Raw genomic sequence first — 23,256 nt, forward strand, 5'->3', positions numbered from 1 at the left:
GCTCCGTGCAGGAGAAGGGGAGAAGGTGATGTGCGGTGCCGAGGTGCTGCTGGGACCAGCGGCTCTCGCGGACGATTCGGCGGCCGCTCGACGGGCCGCCGTGGGGGGCGGGGCCGACCGGGCAGTCAGGTACTCGGCCGGCCCCAGCTCGGGGAGGGATCGTTTACGAACACCTTCGGCAGGCGCAACGCATTTTCGGCTCTTTCGAGATGGCCGCCGCGTCGCGCGGCAAGCCATTTCGGTGTCCGGCGCCAACCATTCGCGAAGTGCTTCAGCCAACAAAGGGGAAACTATGGCCTCTCACCGCTACAGGTCAACCCTCGGGGAGCACGCACCTCAAGGAAATCTCACAACCATCAAGGCTGCCCCTTTCATCAACAAAGCGATCTGAAATTTCAATTGAAACCCTTTATGGGTCTGCCATTTATCAGCGCAATGGATGGAGACCATCCACAGGACGAATACCGGAGAGTTCGACGAAACTTGGAATGACAAGAGAAAGCCCGGCGCATGCAGGCATGCGCCGGGCTCCCTGTAGCTGATGCGTGAGGGTCTGGTCAGACAACCTTCATGGCGAGTTTCGCCGTGTCGAGGGCGTGTTCGCCTGGCCCCAGGGTGACCGGTGTGCAGCCGGGCAGTTCCGCGACTGCTTCACAGCCTTCCGGTACGACGACGTCGGCTGTCAGCCCCGTGGCGGTCTGCTCCCACGAGATGGCGACCGTTCCGTAGGGGGTCTCGTGCCGGGTGCGGGCCGATGTGATGCCGCCGCCGGGGCACGGGCGGAAGGTGATCTTTCGGTATCCGGGGGCCGTGGCGGTGACGCCGCCGACCACACGGTGGAGCCAGTCGGCGACGGCTCCGAGAGCGTAGTGGTTGAACGAGGTCATCCCCCCGGGGTTGAGGGAGCCGTCGGGCCGGAGGCTGTCCCAGCGTTCCCAGACAGTCGTGGCGCCCATGGTCACGGTGTACAGCCAGGACGGGCATTCGGTCTGCAGGAGCAGGCGGTAGGCGATGTCGAGGTGCCCGGTGTCGGTGAGCGCGTCACAGATCAGTGGGGTGCCGACGAAGCCGGTGGCGATGCGGGCGTCGTCCTCGACGACCAGCTCGGCCAGGCGGTCTCCGGCCGGCTGCCTCTGCGGCGGGGTCAGCAGGCCGAAGGCGAGTGCGACGGCGTAGGCGGTGGGGCTGTCGCTCGTCATGCGGCCCGAGGTGAGGACGTACCGGTGGCGGAAGGCATCGGCCACCTCGTCGGCGAGTGCGCTGTACCGCTCGGCGTCCGCGTCGTTTCCCAGCACGGCTGCCGCCAGGGCGAGGTGGCGGGCTGAGTGGGCGAAGTAGGCGGTGGCGACGAGGTAGCGGTCGGTCCGGCCTGCGGCCGGGTCGTCGGGTGGTGCGGCCGGGTCGAGCCAGTCCCCCAGTTGTACGCCTGTGTCCCACAGCCGGGTCGGACCGGCGAGGCTTTCGACGAGGTCGACCCACTTCTTGGCCATCGGGTAGTGGCGGCGGAGGAGGTCGAGGTCTCCGAAGCGCTGGTGGAGCGTCCAGGGGGTGAGCGTGGCGACGTCGCCCCAGGCGGCTCCCGGGTGGACCGGTGTCCACATGGGTTCGCCCGGGATGACGGGGACGTACCAGGGGATCGTGCCGTCGGGCAGCTGCTCGAGGCCGACGTCGGTGAGCCAGGAGTCGAGCATGCCCGCGCAGTCGTAGAGGAAGCTTGCGGTGGGGGCGAAGATCTGGATGTCGCCGGTCCAGCCGAGGCGTTCGTCGCGCTGGGGGCAGTCGGTGGGAATGTCGACGAAGTTGCCGCGCATGCTCCACACGACGTTCTCGTGCAGACGGTTGACCAGCGGGTCGCTGCACTCGAACCAGCCGGTACGCCGCATGTCCGTGTGGTACACCCGGGCGGTCACCATGGCGGCGGTCAGCTCCGCCGTCCAGCCGCTGACTTCGGCGTAGCGGAAGCCGTGGAGGGTGAAGCGTGGTTCCCAGCTGAACGGGCCCCGTCCGGACAGGATCAGGGTGTCGGTGGCGTAGGCCTCGCGCAGCGGCCGCGTGGCGAGTTCGCCCTCCTCCAGGACCTCGGCGTGCCGGAGGGTGACGGCGGTGCCGGCCGAGCCGTCGAGAGTGACACGGAGGCGGCCGACGAGGTTCTGGCCGAAGTCGAGCAGGTGGCGGTCGTCGCCGGTGCGGGTCACCTCGACCGGTGCGATCTCCTCGGTGCAGCGCACCGGTGGGCCTGTAGGGGCGACGAGGGTGCCGAGGTCACGGCTGTGGGTACGCACCGGAGCCCACTCCCCCGCGGCGGCGCCGGCCGGGGTGGCCCAGCCGGGATCGTGCAGCCGGGCGTCGAACGTCTCGCCCTCGTACAGGCCGCTGGTCAGGATCGGCCCGGGGGCGGCGCTCCAGGTGCCGTCCGTGGCGACCGTGGCCGTGGTCCCGTCCTCGTACGTCACCTCGAGCTGGGCGATGAGCGACTGATCGGTGCCGTAGATGTTGCGGGTGCCGCCGTCGAAGCCGTACTTGCCGCGGTACCAGCCGTCACCGAGCCAGGCGCCGATGGTGTTGGCGCCTTCGGTGAGGTGACCGGTGACGTCATGGGTGCGGTAGCGCAGACGGTGCGGGTAGACCGTCCAGCCTGGAGCGAGGGTCTCGTCGCCGACCCGGCGCCCGTTGATCTCCGCTTCGTACAAGCCGTGCGCCGTGATGTAGAGGCGGGCGCTGGTGACACGGCCGTCGAGGTGGAAGTCCCTGCGGACGCGTGCCGGTCGACGGCCGGCTTCCGGGTCCTCGTCCCAGGCTGCACCCACCGGGACCGCGTGCCAGTCGGCCGCGTCGAGCAGGCCCGCCTCGACCACGCTCGGCCGACTCCAGCCCGAGGGAGCCTCGGAGTCCGTCGTCCAGACGCGGACACGAACGGTCACACGTTCGCGGGAGGTCAACGGTGCGCCGGGCCAGGCGACGAGCACCTGGTCCCGGCCGGCGACGCGGCCGGTGCGGTCGGCCCGTCCGGCGCGAGTCAGTTCGACTTCGTACGCCTCCTGGGAACCGCCGCCTTTCGGCAACGTCCACGTCAGGCGCGGGGCGGGGGCCCCGATTCCGAGGCCGTCCGGGAGATGTTCGAAGGACACCGGCGAGGGCTGAGGGGGGAGCAAGGAAAGCCTTTCGTCACGTACACGGGAGCGGGGGTCGCGGGCGTGTCTCAGCCCTTGACCGCTCCCGAGGTGAGGCCCTTCATGACCTTCTGGTTGAGGAAGAGATAGATCAGGAGGGTGCCGAACACGTTGATGCAGATCGCGGCGAACAGCGGCCCGTACCGGGTGGCGCCGAAGTCTCCGGTGAAGTTGAGCAGACCTACCTGGATGGTCCGGAGGTCCTGGTTGTTGGTGAAGGTCAGCGCGATGAGCAGGTCGTTCCAGATGAAGAAGAACTGCACCAGGCCGACCGTGAGCAGGGCGTTGCGGACCAGGGGCACGCTGATGGTCCAGAAGGCGCGCAGGATGCCGGCGCCGTCGATGGTGGCGGCCTCGAAGAGTTCGCGGGGGACGGTGCGGTAGTACGTGGCCATCATGAAGACGGTCAGCGGCAGGCCGGTGCCGGTGTAGGTGAGGATCAGCGGCCACAGGGTGCCGGACAGACCTGCCTGGAAGTACACCGTGAACAGCGGCAGGAGGATCATCTGCGGGGGGACCATCATGCCCGCCAGGAAGACGAGAAGGGTGAGGCTGCGGCCCTTCCACACCATGATCTGCAGGGCGAATCCCGCGGCCGTGCCCAGGAGCAGCATGAGCGCCAGCGCGGGCAGGACGGCGAGCAGGCTGTTCTGGACGTAGAGGCCCAGGTGGCCGGTGGTCCAGGCCTCGGAGTAGTTGCCCCATTCCCAGGTCGTGGGCAGGCTCCAGGTCGAGTTGTTCAAATAGTCGTCGTTCGACTTCAGGGAGGTCAGGAACATCCAGATCAGCGGGTAGATTTCGACGACCAGCAGCAGGGTGACGACGATCCTCACCCACAGGCGGCGCGGTGTCCTGGGCCTGCGGCTCGGCCCGGCGTTCCCGGACGGCCCTCGGCTCCAGCGGCTTGCGGAGGTCTTCACAGGTGTGTCGATGGCCATGTGTTCAGCCCTCCGTGATGTCGCGCTGCGAGACGCGGTAGACGACCAGGCTCACCAGCAGGCACACGACCGTCAGCAGCAGGGCGATGGTGCTGCCGTAGCCGTAGTCGCTGTAGGTGAACGACGTCTGGAACATGTACAAGGTCAGCGGGGTGGTGCCGTTGCCGGGGCCGCCGTTGGTGAGGGCGACGACGGAGTCGAAGACCTTCAGGGTGCCGTTGATGCTGAAGATGAGCGACGACATCAGCACCGGCAGGGACAGCGGGAGCACGATGTGGCGGATCAGCCGGAGCCCCGAGGCGCCGTCGAGGCGGGCCGATTCGAGGACCTCGTCGGGGATGTCCACCAGGCCGGCGAAGAGCAGCACAGCGTAGAAACCCATGGAGCGCCAGATGTCCATGACGATCAGCACCCAGAATGCGCTTCCCGCGCTGCCGAAGAAATCGATGGAATCAAGCCCGACCGCGTTGAGGAGCGAATTGACCGGGCCTGTCTGCGGGGCGACCTGGAAGAACTTCTGGAAGAGCAGGCCGACCGCGACCGTGGGCAGGACGACGGGGAAGAAGGCCAGGGTGCGGATGAGCGCCGAGGACTTCTTGAGGAAGAATACGTAGAGCAGTGCCAGCAGATAGCCGGCGATCACTTGTCCTACCGTGACGATGGCGGCGTATTTAAGTGTGAACCAGAGGGCGTCACGGACGGCCGGGTCATCGAACAGGCGGGAGAAGTTGGCGACCCCGTTTCCGGTGAAGCCGTCGATGGTGTTGCCTTTGGTGAAGGAATACCCGAGCGACCACACGATCGGGACCAGCATGATCAATGAATAGACCAGGAGGGCGGGACCGAGGAGGATCGCGATGGCCCTGCGGTCACCGAGTACGCGGTGCATGGATGGTGTCCACTTCGTTTCCGTTGAGGAAGCCTGTCGAGACGGAACCGGGGGCGGCCCACGCGTGTGGCGCGAGGAGGCCGATGGGCCGCCCCCGGTCGCTCACCGGGCGGCCAGCGCGTCCTGGACGGTCTGCATGAACTGCTGCGGGCTCATGCTGCCGCCGACCAGGCCGGCGGCGTTGGTCTGGCTGACGGTGGTGGCCTTGGTACTGAACAGGGCCTCGAACCACAGGACGTTCTGCTTGGACGTGCTGATGGTGTCGCGGACCTGTGTGGTGACCTCGTTGGCGTCCTTCACCTCGGTGTTCACCTTGAAGCCGGAGATGGAGCCGTGGTCCTTGAGCGCGGTGCTGCCGTAGTTCTCGGCGATGCAGGACGCCCATGCGCCGGTCTTCTTGTCGAAGGACTTCGCGCCGAGGGTGATGCCGAGGCCGACGTTGGAGGGGTACTGGTCGATGGAGCCCTTGCCACCGGCGACAGCGGGGAAGGGCATGAAGCCGACGTTCTGCGCGCCGACCTTGTTCTGCTTCGCGTCGGAGACGTTGGCCAGCGCCCAGCTGCCCATGTAGAACATGGCGGCCTTGCCGTTGAGGAACTGGTTCATCGCGGTGTCGTAGTCGATCGAGCCGACCCCCTTGCCGAAGTACCCCTTCTTGCCCAGGGCCGCGATCTCTTCCGCGGCCTTCACGTACTCGGGGTCGGTGAGCTTCGCCTTGCCGTCGGCCACCTTCTGGAGAGCGTCGGGGCCCAGGCTGCGGTAGAGGTAGGCGCTTACCAGGCGGGTGATCGGCCACCCCTGCTGACCGGAGGCTGAGAAGGGCTGGATGTCCTTGGCGTCCAGCTTCGCCGCGCCGGCCACCAGCTCGTCCCAGGTGCCCGGCACGGCTATGCCGTTCTCCTGGAAGAGCTTCTTGTTGTAGAAGATGCCCTCGATGTTGTACTCGTACGGCAGCACCTCGACCTTGCCGCCGTACAACGCCTTGATCGTGGAGACGGCGGCAGGCTCCAGCTGGTCGAGGACGCCGAGGGACTTGAGCTCCTTCTCCAGATCGGCGATCTTGCCCGACTTCGCCAACTGCTGCGTCAACGCCGGAGCGTTGCCCGCAGCGAACTGCACCGGCAGGGCGTCCTGGCCGGCCAGCAGCTGCAGCTTCTGGTCCAGGCTCGCCTGCGGAACGGTCTCCACCTTCAGCGGCAGCGCGTCGTCCGCCGACTTGCACGCACCTTTGGACATGGTGGTCAGGGCGGTCTTGACGGTGGTGTTCTCGGTGACGCTCAGGTAGCTGAACTCCTTGGGCGCGGCAGAGGATCCGGCGCCGCCACCGCCGCAGGCGGTGGTGAGCAGGGCCAGTGAGGCGGTGCCGGCCGTGAACAAACTCAGACGCGCACGACGAACGCGGGGCATGCGAAGGGACACGGAGGACTCCCGGAGGGCTTTGAGAGGGGCGAGGAACGGCGAGCGGCGCTGAGGAAGGCAGACGGGGCCGACCGCGCGGAAGGCTGTGTGTAACGTTCTCCACCACGAAGTGAGCAACACCCTGCACCGCACTGAGGGATCCGTCAAGACACGGAGCTGTAACACCGAAGCGCCGGACAGTAGCCTTGTCGTCATTCAGGCGTCATCATGTAGACCGTTACACCGATGCCTAGGAAATCCGGAGTGCTGACAATGGGCGGGTCCGCCGCACCGAAGCAGAACAAGCGTGTGACCATCACCGATGTCGCGCGGCATGCGGGCGTGTCCGTCGCCGCGGTGTCCAAGGTGTTGCGCAACGCCTACGGCGTGAGCCCGGGCATGCAGGAGAAGGTGCGGACTGCCATCGCCGAGCTGGACTACCGGCCACAGGCGGCGGCTCGAGGGATGCGGGGGCGGACGTACACGATCGGCGTGCTCCTGGACAACGTCCGCAACGCCTTCTTCGCGGACATCCTCGACGGCATCCAGGAGGAGCTCCGCACCAGCGAGTACACGGTGCTGATCGGCGCGGCCGGCTTCGACCCGGATGAACAGGCGAAGACGATTCGTTCCATGGTCGACCGTCAGATGGACGGCCTGATCCTCATTGCTCCGGGGACCTCGCGCGCCGAGGTACTGGCGACGGCGGCGGCCACCCCGACCGTCGTCATCGGCCACCACGACGGCACCGACGCTCACGACTCGGTGGTCGACGCGGACGACACGGGTGCGGGGCTGGTGGTGGATCATCTGGTGGCGCTCGGCCATCGGGACATCACCCTTGTGTCCGCCCCCGGCACGAAGGCCAATCAGTGGAAGCGCACCCCCGAGGTCGTCCTGACCGCCGGCTACCGCTCTGCCATGGAACGCCACGGCCTCGCCGAGCGCGTCCAGGTCCATCACGCCGCGTACTCCGACGAAGGAGGCTTCAAGGCGGGCATGACTCTGCTGACGGACGAGCGACGGCCGACCGCCGTCATGACCGGCGCGGATGTGGCCGCTCTGGGCATCTATCGTGCGGCCCACGAACTCGGGCTGCGTATCCCGGAAGACCTTTCGCTCGTCGGTTACAACAACACGGCTCTGGCCGCTCTGGCCCCCGTCCAGCTGACCAGCGTCGACCAGGCCGGGCACACCATGGGCTCTTCCGCCGCTCGCATGCTGATCGAACGCGTGGAGGGCCGACGCGACAGGGCCATGCAGACCTCCATGACACCGCGACTGGTGGTAAGGGGCAGCACCACCGCCCTGAGCGGCAGCTAGACCGTGTATGGAAGCGGTCCTGCCGCGCACTCCCCGAGGTGTCTTGAACCAGGGCTCATGCAGAGGACTCTGATGGACCATGAGAATGCCGTACGCCGCAGAGTAGGCATCAAGGATGTCGCGCGGGAGGCCGACGTTTCCCTCGGCACCGTTTCCAACGTGCTGAACCGCCCGGAACTCGTGGCCGGGCCCACCCGGACCCGCGTACTGGCAGTCATCGACTCGTTGGGCTACGTAAGGACAGAAGGAGCCCGGCACCTGCGTGGACGGGCGGCCCGTGTCCTCGCAGTGCTCGTGCCGGATCTGGCTCACCCGTTCTTCACCGCCCTGGCCTCGGGCGTGGAACAGGCCGCCCGCGAGGCCGACCTCGGTGTGATGGTCTGCACCGGCTCCCGCGACCCCGAAGAGGAGACGCGCCATCTCTCCCTGATCACCTCGCACCGGATCCGGGGTGCCGTGCTGACCTCCGGAGAGGCTGTCGGGCGCACAGTGGCCTCCTTCCGGCGGAATGCTGTTCCCTTCGTCGTCGCCGACCAGTACGGCCCCCAGCCCGGCGCCTGCTCCGTCGGCATCGACGATGTGACGGGTGGGTACGCCGCGGTACGCCACTTGATCGAGCAAGGGCACCGCTCCATCGCCTATGTCAGCGGTCCGGACCTCCAGCAGGTACGGGGCCGCCGCAGGGGAGCCGTCAACGCCGTCACCCAGGCCGGACTCCAGCTCACAGCCCTGAGGGAGCTCGCCTGTGCGGACCTGACCGTGGGCGCGGGCAAGGACGCGGGGCACCGCCTCCTCGGGCTCCCCCGCCGCCCTTCCGCCGTCTTCTGCGCCAACGACCTGCTTGCCCTGGGCGTACTCCAGGCGCTGTACGAAGCCGGGCTGAAGGTGCCCGAGGATCTTGCGGTGGTCGGCTACGACGACATCGAATGCGCCGCGTCCGCCGTCGTCCCGCTCACCTCGGTGCGCCGGCCCGCCGTGGCGATGGGCCGGCAGGCGGGCCGCCTGCTCGTCGAGGAGACGACCCCCGGCGCCGGCCACGAACACGCCCATGTCGTACTGCAGCCGGAACTGGTCGTGCGCCGGTCGACCCTGGCCGCGCCGGCGCGATGACCCGGACCGGTCAGGGCTGTTCAGGAGCACGATGACGCAGCTCCCGCTGCGTCGTACGGCGCGTGAAGGGCAGCAGGGCGGCCGAGACCAGCAGGGTGACCAGCCCGAGTAGCCCGACAGCCGATGCCAGGTCGCCCAGAACCTCCTTGCCTCCGAGGAGGACCAGCGGGCAGACGAACTCACCGAGGAAGAACGCCGCCGTCCACAGTCCGGTACCGCGCCCTCGGTCGGCGAAGTCGAGCCGGGACATCGCCAGCGTCAGCAGCGAGGGCAGAAGCAGCCCCGTCCCGACGCAGTTCAGCACGGCGCCCGCAATCAACACGGGGAGGCTTTCGGCGGTTCCCATGACGAGGAAGCCGGCGGCACACAACAAGAAGAGTGCGGGCAGCCGACGTCGTGGCCGGTCGGTGAGCCGGGTGAAGACGATGGAGCCGACAACGGTGGCGGCGCTGGCGATCGCCGTGACCGCTCCGATGACGCCGGTGGAATCCACACCCAGGTCGTCGAGGAGGTAGGACATCTCCACAGGGACGGCGTAGAAGACAACCGCACCGAACACCGTCAGCAGGCACAGGCCGGCTATCCGGCGCACGGGAAAGGGCCGTCGCTCGGCCTCGACGGGCTCCTCACCTGCAACACGCCCGGCACTGGGCGCCGGCGCCGGCAACATCCAGGCCATGGCGGGGGCAAGCAGCAGACCCACCGCGTACAGCCAGAAGGGCGCACGCCAGCTGATCGCCCCGAGAGCACCTCCGCATACGAAGAAGACGGTGGCGGACGCCGACGCGCACATCGTCTGCAGGGCGAAATAGCGGTCACGGACCTTGCCGGTGTAGTAGTCACCGATCAGGGTCGTGCAACAGGTCATGATGGCGGCTTCGGCGATCCCCAGCAGTACGCGGCTCACCACGATGCCGTGCAGGGAGTCCAGCCACAGCGGCACCGTGCCGAACAGCGTGTACAGGATCGTCGCCACGACCAACAGGCGTTTACGGCCGAGCCGATCGACGATGACACCCGCGAACGGGGCGAGGAGAGCCAGTGACAGCGCGGGGACCGTCAGCACCAGGGGGACCAACGCCGCTTCACCCGGCACACCCTCGAAGTGGTCCTGCATGCGAGGCAGGACCGGAGCAAGCAGCACGGCGCCGAGGATGGGCAGACAACTGCCGGCCATCAGCAGAGCAGCCGGCAGCCTGCCCGCCACAGCCGGGGGGTCTTCGCGCTCACTGACAGGCGGGTCAGCAGAAACCGGCATGGCGGCACTCCAGGATGCGAGGCGGGAAGGTCGCGCCATGAAGCGGGCGAGTCCGGCTTCGGAGATCGCGGCGCATGGGCGCGTGATGTGCCATGACTATGCGGTCCGGGCGCGGCGCTGCCCACCCCCCACGCGATCCGAGTTTCTGATGACGGCGATCCAGGCGGTGGATGGCGCGATGTCTCCCGGCCGGGTCTCACCGGCGACCGCGGGGACGCATGCTCATCGGTCCGCGATCGGCGCCTCGGACACGTCAGCCATGCGCCTGCCCACGCGGGCAGTCGTCTCACGCAGCCAGATGTGGGCCGCGTCGTGGGTGTGGACCGGGTGCCACCACATCGCCTCCCGCAGCGGGACCGCTTCGTAGGGGGGATCCACGGTCCGCACGGCGGCGAGTGGCGCGAGGAGCCGGGCGAGCCGTTCCTGGATCAGGGCGATGCGCCGCGTGCCCGCCACCAGCAGCGGCAGCAGTTGGAAGCTGTCGACGGAGACCTCCACGCGCGGCTCGATGCCGAGCATGCCGAGCTGTCGCACAGCGGGGGCGTCGTAGGTCCGCTGGTAGGTGACCCACGGCAGCCGCCCCAGATCGTTGAGGGTGAGCCGGTCCTCGACGCTCGGGTGGTCGTCCGCGACGAGGAAGACCCAGTTGTCCTCGTAGAGGTCGGTGGCGGGAAAGTCACTGATGACGCCGTGCGGCATGAGCAGCCCGTCGGTGGTGCTCAGCAGAGTCGCCGTGTCGTCGACCACGGTGGGCGGGGTCTGGACGAAGCGCAGCCGGATGCCGGGGGCCTCCTCGTGGACCACCCGGGCGAGCTCGGCGCCGAAGACGGCGACCGCGTAGTCGGACGCCACCAGTTTGAACTCGCGCTTCTCGCTGCCCGGATCGAAGTCGGCCTGGCTCGCGAAGAGGCGTTCCACCACTTCGTAGGCGGTTGACGTGCGGAGCAGGAGAACCTGGCCGAGGGCGGTGAGTTCGTAGTGCCCGCCGACACGGGCGAGCAGATCGTCGCCGAAGTGGCGGCGCAACCGGGCCAGGGAAGCGCTCATCGCCGGCTGACTGAGCCCGACGCGCTGCCCGGCGCGCGTGACGTTGCGCTCCTCCAGCAGGGCACGCAGAGCGACGACGAGGTTGAGGTCGAGGCGAGCCAGATCCACGAGTTTTCCCCTTGCGGTAAGGCGCCGACCAGGAAGGAATAAACGCGATGGATGAGAGCCATCCACAGAATTGATTTCCGTGATCCCGGGTGCTGGGTCCAGATTAGTCCCACCGCAATCAGGAGGACATGTTCGTGAAATCTGCATCCGCGCCCGCGCTGTTCGCCGGGCCGTTCGCTCTGGCCACGCTCTCGGCACCGGACGGCCCCGCCTTCCCCGCGCTCGTGACGGCGGACGCCCAGGTCGTCGACCTGCGCGCTGCCTTCGGTGACAAGTCCCTGTCCATCCGAGACCTCCTGGAGACCTGGGACACGGCTGCGGGGCGGCTCACCGCGCTGGCCGGCGACAGCGAGTCCGAGCGAAGGCCGCTGGCGGACTTCCGGGTGCACGCTCCTGTCGAACCGCGGCAGGTGTTCCAGTCCGGGGCGAACTACCGGCAGCACGTGATCGACCTGCATGTCGCGCACCGGGCGCCGGGCGACGACCGCTCCGAGGAGGAGCGGCGTGCCGAGGCCGCAGAGATCATGGACCGCAGGGCGGACGAGGACCTGCCCTACGTCTTCATCGGGCTGCCGAGCGCGATCACCGGCCCCTACGACGACGTCGTACTCCCGTCCTGGGCCGGAAAGCCCGACTGGGAACTGGAGCTGGTGGCGGTCATCGGCAGGCCGGCCCACCAGGTGTCCGTGGAGGACGCCCTCGGCCACGTCGCCGGTTACACCATCGCCAACGACCTGACCGATCGGGCGACCGTGTTCCGCAGGGACATGCCGCAGATCGGAACCGACTGGCTGCGCAGCAAGAACGCGCCCGGTTTCACCCCGCTCGGCCCCTGGATCGTGCCGGCCGAGTCGGTCGCGGACACCGACGACCTGCGCCTCGTGCTGAAGCTGAACGGCGAGACCATGCAGGACGAGTCCACCAAGGACATGATCTTCGACGTCGCGCGCATGGTGTCCTACGCCTCGCAGACGGCCCGGCTGCTGCCCGGTGACCTGGTACTGACCGGCTCCCCGGCCGGCAACGGCATGCACTGGGGACGGCTGCTGCGCGACGGAGATGTCATGGACGGCTCCATCACCGGACTCGGTGCTCAGCGCACCCGCTGTGTCACGGAGGCCTCATGACCCTCGACCGCACCGACCCCGAGGGCTCGATCGCCGAGGCCGCCAAGGCGTACTCCAACTGGGGACGCTGGGGCGCGGACGACGTGCTCGGCACCCTCAACTTCCTGGACGAGGCGAAGCGGCGCGAGGCCGCCGCGCTCATCCGCCGGGGCGCCAGTTTCTCGCTCGCCCAGAGTTTCGACATGAACGGCCCCCAGAAGGGGTGGCGCCGGCGCACCAATCCCGTCCACACCATGCTCGACACCGGCACCGACGCGGCACTCGGCCTGCAGGGGTTCCCGCACGGCCTCGGCGGCGCCGACGACGTCATCGCGATGCCGCTGCAGTGCTCGACCCAGTGGGACGGGCTCGGCCACATCTTCGACCACGGCAAGACGTGGAACGGCCGGGACGCGGCGAGGACCGTCACCTCCGAAGGCGACCTGGTCACCGGCATCGAGCACATGGCTCCGCACGTCGCCGGACGCGGTGTGCTCCTGGACGTCGGCCGCACGATCGGTGAGGGCGGTGAACTGCCCGACGGCTTCGCGATCACCGAGGAGCACCTGACGGCCACCGCCGAAGCCCAGGGCGTGACTGTCGGCCGCGGCGACATCGTGCTGATCCGTACGGGACAGCTCGCCCGTGCCCGTCGTGACGGCTGGGGCGACTACGCGGGCGGACCCGCCCCCGGCCTCTCCTTCACCACCGCCGGCTGGCTGCACGGCACCGAGATCGCCGCCGTCGCGACCGACACCTGGGGTTTCGAGGTGCGGCCCAACGAGTTCGACGTCGCCTTCCAGCCGCTGCACCAGGTCGCCATCCCCAACATGGGCCTGCTCATAGGCGAGATGTGGGACCTCGACGCACTCGCCGAGGACTGTGCGGCCGACGGCGCGTACGCGTTCTGGCTCACCGCCGCGCCCCTTCCCATCACCGGCGCGGTCGGCTCCCCCATCAACCCGATCGCCGTCAAGTAGGCCGAGGAACAAAGGAGTTCCCTATGAACAAAGCTCGTGAGGTCCTGGTGATCGGTGGCGGCGCTGCCGGGAACGCCGTGACGCTCCTTCTCCGGCGAGCCGGTGTCGACGTGCACCTGATCGAGGCCAAGGACGACTGGAACGCCACCGCCGGCTCCGGCATCACCCTCCAGGGCAACGCCCTGCGCGTGCTGCGCGAGCTGGGCGTGTGGGCGCAGGTCGAGGCTTCCGGCTTCGGCTTCGGGTCGGTCGGCATCACCGCCCCTGACGGGACCGTCCTGCACGCGCAGGACGACATCCGCAGCGGTGGCGACGACCTCCCCGCCACCGTCGGCATGCAGCGGCCCCAGCTCCAGCGCATCCTGATCGAGGCCGTGCGCGCCAGCGGCGCCTCCGTCCGGCTGGGGGTCACGGCGGAGATCCTGGACCAGGACGCCGACGGCGTCTCCGTCCGCTTCAGTGACGGCTCCGAGGGCCGCTACGACCTGGTGATCGCCGCCGACGGCCTCGGCTCCACGACCCGGGCCGCCATCGGCATCACGGCGAAGCCCGAGCCGACCGGCATGGCCATCTGGCGCGTCGCCGCCCCCCGCCCGGCAGGCGTGGAGCGTACCGATCTCGCCTACGGCGGTCCGGCCTTCATCGCCGGCTACTGCCCCACCAGCGACACCACTCTCTACGCGTACGTCGTCGAAGCCAACCGCGACCGCGCCGCGATCCCCCCGGAGTCGTACGCCGACGAGATGCGCCGCCTGGCCTCCGCCTACGGCGGCAACTGGCCCGAGATCACCGGGCACATCACCGACCCCGCCCAGGTCAACTACACCTGGTTCGACCGCATGCTGGTCGAGGGCGCGTGGCACCGGGGCCGGGTCGTCCTCGTCGGCGACGCCGCCCACTGCTGCCCGCCCACCCTCGCCCAGGGCGCCGCCCTGTCCCTGGAGGACGCCTGGGTCCTCGCACAGCTCCTGACCGAGTCCGGCACCTGGGACGACACCCTGTTCCAGCAGTACTACGAACGACGGATCGCAAGGGTCCGGCCGGTCGTCGAGGCCTCCGTACAGATCGGGCAGTGGCAGCTCGACGGCGTACGCGACGCCGATGTTCCCGGCCTGATGGGCCGCACCATGACGATGCTCAGGGAGCTGCCGTGACTTTCCCGACCGTGGATGTGCACGCGCACGTCCTGCTTCCCGAGGTCGAGGCACTCGTGGCGGGCCTGCCCGGCCATGACGCGGCAAAAGCTCTGGACGCCCGACGCAACGGCGCCGAGGCTCTCGCGGTGAATGGGCCCATGGTGGGTGAGCGCATCCCGAGACTGACGGACGTCGCTGTGCGCCTTGCGGCGATGGACCAGCAGGGCGTCGACGTCCAGCTGGTCAGCCCGTCCCCCTCGCACTACCACTACTGGGCGGACGAGACGACCGCCGAGAAGGTGTACCGGCTGGCCAACCAGGCAACCGCGGCGCACTGCGCGGCGGCCCCGAAGCGGCTGCGAGGGCTCGGACTCGTACCGCTCCAGCACCCGGATCTGGCCGTCGTAGCCCTCGACGACGCCTTGGGACAGGGACTCCTGGGCGTGGAGATCTCCAGCCACGCACCGGGCCGTGAGTTGTCCGACCCCGCGTACGAGCCGTTCTGGTCCCGGGCCGACGAGACGGGCGCGATCGTCTTCCTGCACCCTTTCGGCTGCACCCTCGACGAGCGCCTGGACCGCTGGTACCTGTCCAACACGGTCGGCCAGCCCACCGAGAACGCCGTCGCGCTCTCCCACCTCATCTTCTCGGGGGTACTCGACCGCCATCCCGGCCTGAAGCTGATCGCCGCGCACGGCGGCGGTTACCTGCCCACCCACATCGGCCGCTCCGACCACGCCTGGACCGCGCGCTCGGACGCCGGTGCCGGCTGCGCCCACCTGCCCAGCAGCTACCTCAAGCGGCTCTACTTCGACTCACTCGTCCATGACCCGCACGTCCTGCGCGAACTGATCCGGGTCGCCGGTCCCGACCGCGTCCTGCTCGGTTCCGACTTCCCCTTCGACATGGGCACCGACGACCCCGTCGCCGCCCTGCGCGCAGCCCGGTTGTCCGAGGCCGATCTCGAAGCCGTCAGCGGCCGGAACGCCTCAGCCCTGCTCGATCTCACCCTCGCCTGAGGAGGAACCCACCATGAGCGCACGCCTGCTCACCCACCTGCGTCACGTCGACCTGGCGGTGCCGGACTACGACAAGCAGCTCGACTTCTACGCCGGCGTCTGGGGCCTCACCAAGGTGGCCGAGGACTCCGGCATCTCCTTCCTGGCCGCCGAGGGCTCCCCCGAGCAGTACGTCGTACGGCTGCGCGAGGCCGAGGAGAAGCGGCTCGACCTCGTCTCCTACGGGGCGGCGAACCCGGCCGACGTGGACACCCTCGCCGAGCGGCTGCTGGCCGGGGGTGTGCAGCTGATCTCGCGGCCGGGCTCCGTGGACACCCCGGGCGGCGGCTACGGTTTCCGTTTCTTCGACGTCGACGGCCGCACCATCGAGGTGTCCGCCGACGTCGAGGTCCGGCAGCACAGGAAGATCGAGGAGAAGGAGGCCATCCCGGTCAAGCTCTCCCACGTCGTCCTCAACTCCCCCGACCTGAACCGCACGCGCGAGTGGTACGAACGCCACCTCGGCTTCGCCCTCTCCGACACGCTCAGCTCCCCGCACATGGGCGAGGTCATGCACTTCATGCGGATCAGCAACCAGCACCACTCCATGGCCATCGCCCAGGGCCCGCACACCGCCCTGCACCACGTCTCCTTCGAGATGCGTGGCATCGACGAGTACATGCGCGGCTCCGGCCGGGTCATGCGGGCCGGCTTCCGCAAGATCTGGGGTCCCGGGCGGCACATGGCGGGTGACAACACCTTCACGTACTTCCTCGACCCGCACGGCAACACCGTCGAGTACACGACCGAGCTGGAGAACCTCGACGAGGACACCTGGCACCCCCACGTCTACGACTTCTCCAAGCCCGAGGTCACCGACCAGTGGGGCACCGCCAACGCCATGAACGAACTCGTCGCCAAGGAGTCCTTCAACGACCCCGACCGCGGCGTGTTCGTCGCCCCGCCGGTCTGAGCCGGACCACTCCTCTCCTGTCGGGGCTGCCGCGGCCGTGTCACGTACAGGGCCGCGGCAGCCCTTCCCCGCCCCTCCTGGAGCCGCACCATGCGTTTCGCCACTTACGAACATCAGCACCGCCACCGCGTTGCCGTTGTCGAAGAGGACGGCACACTCCTCCCCCTGCCCGGCGTCACCTCGCTCACCACGCTGCTCGCGGAGACCGACGGGCTGCCCGGCCTGCTCGCCGCAGGTGCGGCGGCACGTGACGTACCGGCCGGACCTCATGTCTCCCAGGTCCGGCTGCTGGCCCCACTCCAGCCCACGTCCGTCCGCGACTTCGTCACCTTCGAGGAGCACGTCGAAGGTGTGCGCCGCGCGGTCGACGGCGTCGCCGGTGTACCCGAGCAGTGGTACGCGGCACCGACCTTCTACTTCACCAACCCCCACGCGGTCTACGGCCCCCATGACGGCGTCCCGGTGCCGCCCGGCTCCGCCGCGCTCGACTTCGAACTCGAGGTCGCCGCCGTCATCGGCCGCGAGGGCCGCGACCTCACCCCGGAGCGGGCCCATGACCACATCGTCGGCTACACGGTCCTCAACGACTGGTCGGCGCGCGACCTCCAGTCGGCGGAGATGAAGGTCGGCCTCGGCCCCTGCAAGGGCAAGGACACCGCAACCACCCTCGGCCCCTACCTGGTCACCGCGGACGAGCTGGAGCCCTACCGCGACTCCGAAGGTTTCCTGCGGCTGGCCCTCACCGCCGCGATCAACGGGGAGACCATCGGCGAGGACCTCCTGTCCCACATGAGCTGGACCTTCGAGGAGATGACCGCCTACGCCTCGCGCGGCACGCGCGTCGTGCCGGGGGACGTCTTGGGGTCGGGGACCTGCGGAAACGGCGGCTGCCTCGCCGAGCTGTGGGGCCTGCGCGGCGAGCAGACCCCGCCACCGCTGAAGCCCGGCGACACCGTCAGTCTGACCGTCGAGGGTGTCGGCACGCTCACCAACACCGTTGTCCCCGGTGCTGAGCCCCTGCCCCTGCCGGCCGGCCGGCGCCGAAACCGGAAGCGGCCGTGACCGGCCCGCACCCCATGGGACTGCTCGGCAAGGTGGTCGTCGTCACCGGCGCAGCCCGTGGTCAGGGCGCAGCCGAGGCCACCGCCCTTGCCCACGAAGGCGCCCACGTCATCGCCACGGACGTCGAACCCGGGGACGGCTGCCGCGGCCTGGACGTCACCAGCGAGCAGCACTGGGCCGAACTCGCCGCCGAACTGCGGGAGACCCACGGGCAGGTCCACGGTCTGGTCAACAACGCCGGAATCACCTGGCGTGCCCGCGTCGGCGACGTGCGCCCCGAGGACATGGCGCGCGTCCACGCGGTCAACGTCACCGGCCCTCTCCTGGGCATCCAGCACCTCATGCCCCTGATGCCCCCGGGCTCCTCGATCGTGAACGTCGGCTCCTCCGCCGCCCTCACCGCCCACTACCCGGTCGCGTACACGACCAGTAAGTGGGCGCTGCGGGGACTGTCGAAGACGGCGGCGCTGGAGCTCGGCCCGCGCGGTATCCGTGTCAACACGGTCCATCCCGGCTACATCGAGACCGAGATGACCGCCTCCGCCGCCCCGGCCTTCCGCGAGACCAACATCCGCGAAACCCCGCTGGGGCGTACCGGAAGCGTCGACGAAGTGGTGCCGCTGGTGGTCTTCCTGCTGTCCGACCAGTCGTCGTTCATCACCGGAGCCGACATCCCTGTCGACGGCGGCCTCACCGCACACGGCGGCGTCAAGTCCGTCTCCGACGCCCTGCGCCCCGAGGCCGCTGAGTGAACCGGCTCGAAGGCAAGGTGGCTCCGATCCCCGGCCCCGCCGGAAGCCGGGACCGGACAGCGGCCCGCGCTTCGCAACCGGGCGCCGGCCCCGTCATCGGCGTCGGCTGGACCACGGTCCTGCCCGGCGCCGTCACACCAGAGGAATCACGCACGTGAACAAAGTCAGCGGAAGTGCCGCAGAGGCGGTCGCCGACATCCCCGACGGCGCCTCACTCGCAGTCGGCGGTTTCGGGCTCTCCGGAATCCCCGATGTCCTCATCGACGCCCTGCACAGGCAGGAGGCAGCCCGGCTGGAGGTCGTCTCCAACAATTGTGGCGTGGACGGCCGCGGCCTGGGCGTCCTGCTCGCTGCGGGGCGCATCGCCCGGGTCACCGGCTCCTACGTGGGCGAGAACAAGGAGTTCGCCCGGCAGTACCTCAGCGGCGAGCTCGAGGTGGAGCTGACCCCGCAGGGCACGCTCGCCGAACGCCTACGGGCCGGCGGCGCGGGCATTCCCGCCTTCTACACGCCGGCCGGCGTCGGCACTCAGGTGGCGGAGGGTGGCCTGCCCTGGCGCTACGCACCCGACGGATCGGTCGCCGTCGCCTCACCACAGAAGGAAACCCGGGAGTTCTCGGGACGCACGTACCTTCTGGAGCACGGCATCACCACTGATTTCGCCCTGGTCCGGGCCTGGCGCGGCGACCGGCACGGCAACCTCGTCTTCCGCCGAGCGGCCGCGAACTTCAACCCGCTCGCCGCCATGGCCGGCCGCGTGACCGTCGCAGAAGTCGAGGAGCTCGTCGAACCCGGCGAGCTGGCACCCGACGAGGTCCACCTGCCCGGCATATACGTGCAGAGAATCGTGGAACTCACTCCCGGACAAGCCGCTGCCAAATGTATCGAGAAGAGGACGGTGAGCGTCTGATGCCCTGGACACGTGAACAGATGGCCTCCCGCGCGGCCGAGGAGCTCACTGACGGCTCCTACGTCAACCTGGGAATCGGCCTCCCCACCCTCATACCCGGCTACCTCCCGCCCGGAGTCCACGTCGTGCTCCACTCCGAGAACGGCATCCTCGGCACCGGCCCCTACCCCACGGAGGACGAGGTCGACCCGGATCTCATCAACGCCGGGAAGGAGACCGTCACCGTCCTGCCCGGCGCCTCCTTCTTCGACTCCGCGCTCTCCTTCGGCATGATCCGCGGCGGGCACATCGACACCGCCGTTCTCGGCGCCATGCAGGTCTCGGCCGGGGGCGACCTCGCCAACTGGATGATCCCCGGCAAGATGGTCAAGGGCATGGGCGGGGCGATGGACCTGGTCCACGGCGCCCGCCGCGTCATCGTCCTCATGGAGCACACCGCGAAGGACGGCAGCCCCAAGATCGTCCAGGAGTGCACGCTCCCCCTCACCGGCCGGCGTTGCGTACACCGCGTCATCACCGATCTCGGTGTGCTGGATGTGACCGCTCGCGGCCTCGCCCTCGTCGAGACAGCCCCGGGTGTCACCTTCGCGGACGTCACGGCGCACACCGACGCTCCTGTGTACGCGGACAGCCACACGGCCGCATGTTGATCCCGTGGGCTTGAGTCGCTGCTGACCTTTCCCGGCTGAGCCGTTGACACCGGGGCAACACCCTCGCAATATGATCCGTACACCAATGATCCGCGTACTGATCATTTCAGGCGGCTGCTCTCGTCGCCTTCCGTCGGTGTCCTCCACTTCCCTGCCCAAGGAGGCCGTATGTCCGTGACCCCTGTCCCCCTCCGCATCGCCGTGGTAGGCGGTGGTATCGGTGGTCTGGCCGCAGCGCTGTCCACCGCCCGCGCCGGTCACTACGTGACCCTGGTGGAACGAGCCTCCCGGTTCGGGGAGATCGGAGCCGGCCTCCAACTCGCCCCGAACGCTTCTCAGGCCCTGGAAGAACTGGGGGTGCTCAAGGCCGTCCAGCGCGCCGCGGTCGCCCCGCCCCGGCTCGTGATGATGGACGCCCTGAGCGGAGATCAGGTCACCTCTCTCGATCTCCGCAGCCCTGCGTACGTCGAGCGTTTCAGTCACCCCTACCTGGTCACGCACCGCACGGACCTGCATGCCGCGCTCCTCGCCGCCTGCGAGGAACACCCCGCCATCACGCTGCGCACCGGGCACACCGTCACGCACGCCGAACAGGACGACTCAGCGGTCCACCTGCGTTTCGCCGGGACTGCGGCGGAGCTGACGGCCGACGCGGTCGTGGCGGCGGACGGTCTGCACTCGCGGCTGCGCCAGGCCTTGGTCGGTGACGGCGAGCCTGTCTGCTCGCGCTACGTGGCGTTCCGTGGAGCCCTGCCCGCGCACAGGATGACCGGCCGGATGTCACAGCATGCCGCTTCGGACGCGGTGATGGTCTGGGCGGGGCCGCGCATGCACCTGGTGCAGTACCCGGTACGGCGCGGCGAGCTCTACAACCAGGTCGCGGTGTTCGAGAGCGACCACTACGCACCGGACTCCGACGCCTGGGGCACCGAGGCCGAACTCGAGGAACGATTCTCGGGAACCTGCCAGGCCGTGCGGGACGCCCTGCCCCTGATAGCGCGGGACCGGCGCTGGCCTCTGTTCGACCGTCTCCCCGTCGACAACTGGGTGCACGGCCGGATCGCACTGCTCGGCGACGCCGCGCATCCGATGCTGCAGTACCTGGCCCAAGGCGCCTGTCAGGCACTGGAGGACGCAGTCGCCCTCGGAGGGGCTCTCGGCCGGTTCACCGACCCTGCCGACGCCTTCGCGGCGTACGCCGATCAGCGCCGCGAGCGCGCGGCCCTCATCCAGACCAACGCACGCCGCTTCGGCGAGATCTGCCACCTGGAGGGCATGGGGGCCACCCTCCGCAACCAGCTCTTCGCGTCACGTGGGCCCGAGGACTTCGACGACGTCTCCTGGGTGTGGACGCCGTCCCCGGCCAGCGTCCCCGTTCCGTGATCCAGCAACCGCAGGAGGACACCATGACGACCGACGAACTCGCCTACAAGGCCCTGCCGGACCTGGGTGCGGCTCCGCTCTGGCGCTTCTACGGGAACTTGTTCCCCGCCCGGCCGAAGAGCCGCGCCGTTCCCTACCGCTGGAGCTGGCAGGAACTGCGGCCCCTCCTGCTGCACTTCTCCCGGACCCTCTCGCTGGAAGAGGCCGAACGCCGGGTCCTCATGCTCGTCAACCCCGGTCTGACCGATCCCCCGGCCACCGTCAACACGCTCTACGCCGGACTGCAGGTCATCCTGCCCGGCGAAACCGCACAGGCCCACCGGCACACCTCCAACGCCTTCCGCTACATCCTGGAGGGCAGCGGCGCGTGGACGACGGTCAACGGCGAGCGCGTCTTCATGGCTCCGGGTGATCTGCTGCTCACCCCGGGATGGCACTGGCACGACCACACCCACGAGGGCGACGCGCCCATGATCTGGCTCGACGCCCTCGACTACCCGCTGGTCAACGCCCTGGAAGCCGGCTTCTACGAGAAGTTCCACCAGCGCCTCCAGCCCGTTACCCGAGCGGACGACGCGGGCAGCAGGCAGTTCCTCCACGGCAGGCTCAATCCCGTCTGGCTCTCGCAGGACGGGCCCAACTCCCCCGTCACCCGTTACACCTGGCAGGAGACCCAGCGGTCACTGGAGGGCATCGCCGACACGGCCGAGGGAAGCGACGTCGACGGCATCGTCCTGGAGTACACCAACCCGTGGACGGGCGGTCCGGTCATGCCCACCATCGGTTGCCGCGTCCAGCGCCTGCGCCCCGGATTCCAGGGGGCAGGCCGTCGGCACACAGCCTCCACCATTTTCAACGTCGTCCGCGGTGAAGGCGCCACGATCGTGGACGGCGTACGACTGGACTGGGCCGAGCACGACACCTTCGCCGTGCCCGGCTGGGCCTCCTACCGACATCTGAACGCCTCCGCGTCCGGCGACGCGGTCCTGTTCTCGTACAGCGACGAGCCCGTCATGCGCTCCCTCGGCCTCTACCGCACCGAGGACGCCGACCCCGGCGCCTGATCTCCCTCCCCCATCCGACACTTCACAAGGAGGCCACGATGCGTCTGGCCCTGTTCAACAAGGGACGCCTCGGCGTCGTCGACGGCGACGACCTCGTCGACGTGACCGAACAACTCACCGGAACCGGCACCCCGAGCGTGGCCGGTGCGCTGCACCAGCACATCGAGACCGTCGCACACGACGGAGCGGTACGGGTCGACCTCACAGGCTGCGCTCGCGTCCCGCTCGACGAAGCGGCCCTCGAAGCCCCCCTGCCCCGGCCCGGAAAGGTCGTCGGCGCACCGGTCAACTACCTCGACCACAAAGCCGAGATGGCCTACACCACCTCGGTCGCCGACCTCGGGGTCTTCCTCAAGGCCAACTCCTCGGTCATCGGCCCGGGCCAGGACATCCTCCTGCCCTACACCGACAAGCGCACCGACCAGGAAGGTGAGCTCGGCGTCGTCATCGGACGCACCGCCAGTCATGTAGCCGTGGACGACGCGTTGGACCACGTCTTCGGCTACACCTGCGTGCTGGACATCACCGTGCGCTCAGGCGAGGACCGCTCCACGCGCAAGTCGTTCGACACGTTCACTCCGATCGGGCCGTGGATCGTCACCTCGGACGAGATACCGGACCCCGACTCCCTCGACCTGCGCTGTGACGTCGGTGGCGCCACCCGGCAGCGCACCAACACGGCCGATCTGATCTTCGGGGTCGCGGAGCTGATCGCCTACACCTCGTCCGTCATGACGCTCCACCCCGGCGACGTGATCGCGACAGGCACGCCCGCCGGCGTGGGACCGCTCAGCCATGGGGACCGCGTCGTCCTGGAGATCGATCGGGTCGGCCGCCTCGAAGTGGGTGTCGACGGCTCCCTGGCCACCCCGTACGAGCAGCGCCCCGGACGGCGGGACCGCTGACGGGAGGTCGCACACAGGGTGGTGCCGCGCACTCCTAGACTCCATGAGGACCGGCTGTCCCCCGGACGGCACCACCTAGACGACGGACGGAGGGAG

Annotated in this window: 20 protein-coding genes; 14 read left to right on the plus strand and 6 right to left on the minus strand. The window is 69.0% G+C overall.

Annotated elements, in window-relative coordinates:
- Nucleotides 1-557 precede the first annotated feature (557 nt).
- The 4 genes from ACHFIV_RS20495 to ACHFIV_RS20510 form a co-directional block, all read right to left on the minus strand.
- A complete protein-coding gene (locus ACHFIV_RS20495; protein ID WP_398970913.1) occupies nucleotides 558-3,128 on the minus strand; it encodes a family 78 glycoside hydrolase catalytic domain in 2,571 nt (856 codons plus the stop codon).
- Between the two features lie 71 nt (nucleotides 3,129-3,199).
- Complete coding sequence (locus tag ACHFIV_RS20500; RefSeq protein ID WP_398970915.1) at nucleotides 3,200-4,108, minus strand: carbohydrate ABC transporter permease; 909 nt, start codon at nucleotides 4,106-4,108, stop codon at nucleotides 3,200-3,202.
- A 4-nt stretch (nucleotides 4,109-4,112) separates the two neighbouring features.
- Nucleotides 4,113-4,997 (minus strand): carbohydrate ABC transporter permease, encoded by an 885-nt coding sequence (locus ACHFIV_RS20505; RefSeq protein WP_398970917.1) that lies wholly within the window; start codon nucleotides 4,995-4,997, stop codon nucleotides 4,113-4,115.
- 102 nt (nucleotides 4,998-5,099) lie between these two features.
- Nucleotides 5,100-6,416 (minus strand): ABC transporter substrate-binding protein, encoded by a 1,317-nt coding sequence (locus ACHFIV_RS20510; protein ID WP_398970920.1) that lies wholly within the window; start codon nucleotides 6,414-6,416, stop codon nucleotides 5,100-5,102.
- A 288-nt stretch (nucleotides 6,417-6,704) separates the two neighbouring features.
- Here ACHFIV_RS20510 and ACHFIV_RS20515 point away from each other — a divergent pair, with 288 nt between their 5' ends.
- The gene (locus tag ACHFIV_RS20515; RefSeq protein ID WP_398970923.1) at nucleotides 6,705-7,718 is read left to right on the plus strand and encodes a LacI family DNA-binding transcriptional regulator; all 1,014 of its coding nucleotides are present in this window, start codon (nucleotides 6,705-6,707) and stop codon (nucleotides 7,716-7,718) included.
- A gap of 72 nt (nucleotides 7,719-7,790) precedes the next feature.
- Complete coding sequence (locus ACHFIV_RS20520; RefSeq protein WP_398970926.1) at nucleotides 7,791-8,828, plus strand: LacI family DNA-binding transcriptional regulator; 1,038 nt, start codon at nucleotides 7,791-7,793, stop codon at nucleotides 8,826-8,828.
- 10 nt (nucleotides 8,829-8,838) lie between these two features.
- Here ACHFIV_RS20520 and ACHFIV_RS20525 read toward each other — a convergent pair whose 3' ends face one another.
- Both ACHFIV_RS20525 and ACHFIV_RS20530 read right to left on the minus strand, forming a co-directional pair.
- Complete coding sequence (locus ACHFIV_RS20525) at nucleotides 8,839-10,086, minus strand: MFS transporter (protein WP_398970928.1); 1,248 nt, start codon at nucleotides 10,084-10,086, stop codon at nucleotides 8,839-8,841.
- Between the two features lie 222 nt (nucleotides 10,087-10,308).
- Entirely contained in the window at nucleotides 10,309-11,241 is a 933-nt protein-coding gene (locus tag ACHFIV_RS20530; protein WP_398970931.1) for a LysR family transcriptional regulator, read from the minus strand.
- A 128-nt stretch (nucleotides 11,242-11,369) separates the two neighbouring features.
- On the opposite strand from ACHFIV_RS20530, the gene ACHFIV_RS20535 reads away from it, so the two are divergent.
- The 12 genes from ACHFIV_RS20535 to ACHFIV_RS20590 all read left to right on the plus strand — a co-directional run bounded on the left by ACHFIV_RS20535 (nucleotide 11,370) and on the right by ACHFIV_RS20590 (nucleotide 23,160).
- Nucleotides 11,370-12,368, plus strand: coding sequence for a fumarylacetoacetate hydrolase family protein (locus ACHFIV_RS20535; RefSeq protein WP_398970933.1), 999 nt, complete (start codon nucleotides 11,370-11,372; stop codon nucleotides 12,366-12,368).
- The gene (locus ACHFIV_RS20540; protein WP_398970936.1) at nucleotides 12,365-13,327 is read left to right on the plus strand and encodes a cyclase family protein; all 963 of its coding nucleotides are present in this window, start codon (nucleotides 12,365-12,367) and stop codon (nucleotides 13,325-13,327) included. Before ACHFIV_RS20535 ends, ACHFIV_RS20540 begins: the two co-directional genes overlap by 4 nt.
- A 23-nt stretch (nucleotides 13,328-13,350) precedes the next feature.
- The gene (locus ACHFIV_RS20545; protein ID WP_398970939.1) at nucleotides 13,351-14,481 is read left to right on the plus strand and encodes an FAD-dependent oxidoreductase; all 1,131 of its coding nucleotides are present in this window, start codon (nucleotides 13,351-13,353) and stop codon (nucleotides 14,479-14,481) included.
- Nucleotides 14,478-15,482 carry an amidohydrolase family protein gene (locus ACHFIV_RS20550; RefSeq protein WP_398970940.1) on the plus strand — a complete coding sequence of 335 codons (1,005 nt, stop codon included), beginning with the start codon at nucleotides 14,478-14,480 and terminating at the stop codon, nucleotides 15,480-15,482. Before ACHFIV_RS20545 ends, ACHFIV_RS20550 begins: the two co-directional genes overlap by 4 nt.
- Nucleotides 15,483-15,495: 13 nt before the next feature.
- The gene (locus ACHFIV_RS20555) at nucleotides 15,496-16,434 is read left to right on the plus strand and encodes a VOC family protein (RefSeq protein ID WP_398970943.1); all 939 of its coding nucleotides are present in this window, start codon (nucleotides 15,496-15,498) and stop codon (nucleotides 16,432-16,434) included.
- 90 nt (nucleotides 16,435-16,524) lie between these two features.
- Nucleotides 16,525-17,496 carry a fumarylacetoacetate hydrolase family protein gene (locus ACHFIV_RS20560; RefSeq protein ID WP_398970945.1) on the plus strand — a complete coding sequence of 324 codons (972 nt, stop codon included), beginning with the start codon at nucleotides 16,525-16,527 and terminating at the stop codon, nucleotides 17,494-17,496.
- Between the two features lie 14 nt (nucleotides 17,497-17,510).
- Nucleotides 17,511-18,248 (plus strand): SDR family NAD(P)-dependent oxidoreductase, encoded by a 738-nt coding sequence (locus tag ACHFIV_RS20565; RefSeq protein ID WP_398971131.1) that lies wholly within the window; start codon nucleotides 17,511-17,513, stop codon nucleotides 18,246-18,248.
- Nucleotides 18,249-18,402: 154 nt separating this feature from the next.
- A complete protein-coding gene (locus tag ACHFIV_RS20570; protein ID WP_398970948.1) occupies nucleotides 18,403-19,158 on the plus strand; it encodes a CoA transferase subunit A in 756 nt (251 codons plus the stop codon).
- Nucleotides 19,158-19,808 (plus strand): CoA transferase subunit B, encoded by a 651-nt coding sequence (locus tag ACHFIV_RS20575; RefSeq protein ID WP_398970950.1) that lies wholly within the window; start codon nucleotides 19,158-19,160, stop codon nucleotides 19,806-19,808. The genes ACHFIV_RS20570 and ACHFIV_RS20575 overlap by 1 nt, the downstream gene beginning before the upstream one ends.
- Before the next feature lie 114 nt (nucleotides 19,809-19,922).
- A complete protein-coding gene (locus ACHFIV_RS20580) occupies nucleotides 19,923-21,191 on the plus strand; it encodes an FAD-dependent monooxygenase (protein WP_398971134.1) in 1,269 nt (422 codons plus the stop codon).
- 23 nt (nucleotides 21,192-21,214) lie between these two features.
- The gene (locus ACHFIV_RS20585) at nucleotides 21,215-22,255 is read left to right on the plus strand and encodes a cupin domain-containing protein (protein WP_398970951.1); all 1,041 of its coding nucleotides are present in this window, start codon (nucleotides 21,215-21,217) and stop codon (nucleotides 22,253-22,255) included.
- A gap of 38 nt (nucleotides 22,256-22,293) precedes the next feature.
- Nucleotides 22,294-23,160 carry a fumarylacetoacetate hydrolase family protein gene (locus tag ACHFIV_RS20590; protein ID WP_398970954.1) on the plus strand — a complete coding sequence of 289 codons (867 nt, stop codon included), beginning with the start codon at nucleotides 22,294-22,296 and terminating at the stop codon, nucleotides 23,158-23,160.
- The last annotated feature ends 96 nt before the right edge of the window (nucleotides 23,161-23,256 follow it).

Source organism: Streptomyces sp. ALB3 (genome assembly GCF_044385685.1).
In the GTDB taxonomy this organism is placed as follows: Bacteria; Actinomycetota; Actinomycetes; order Streptomycetales; family Streptomycetaceae; genus Streptomyces.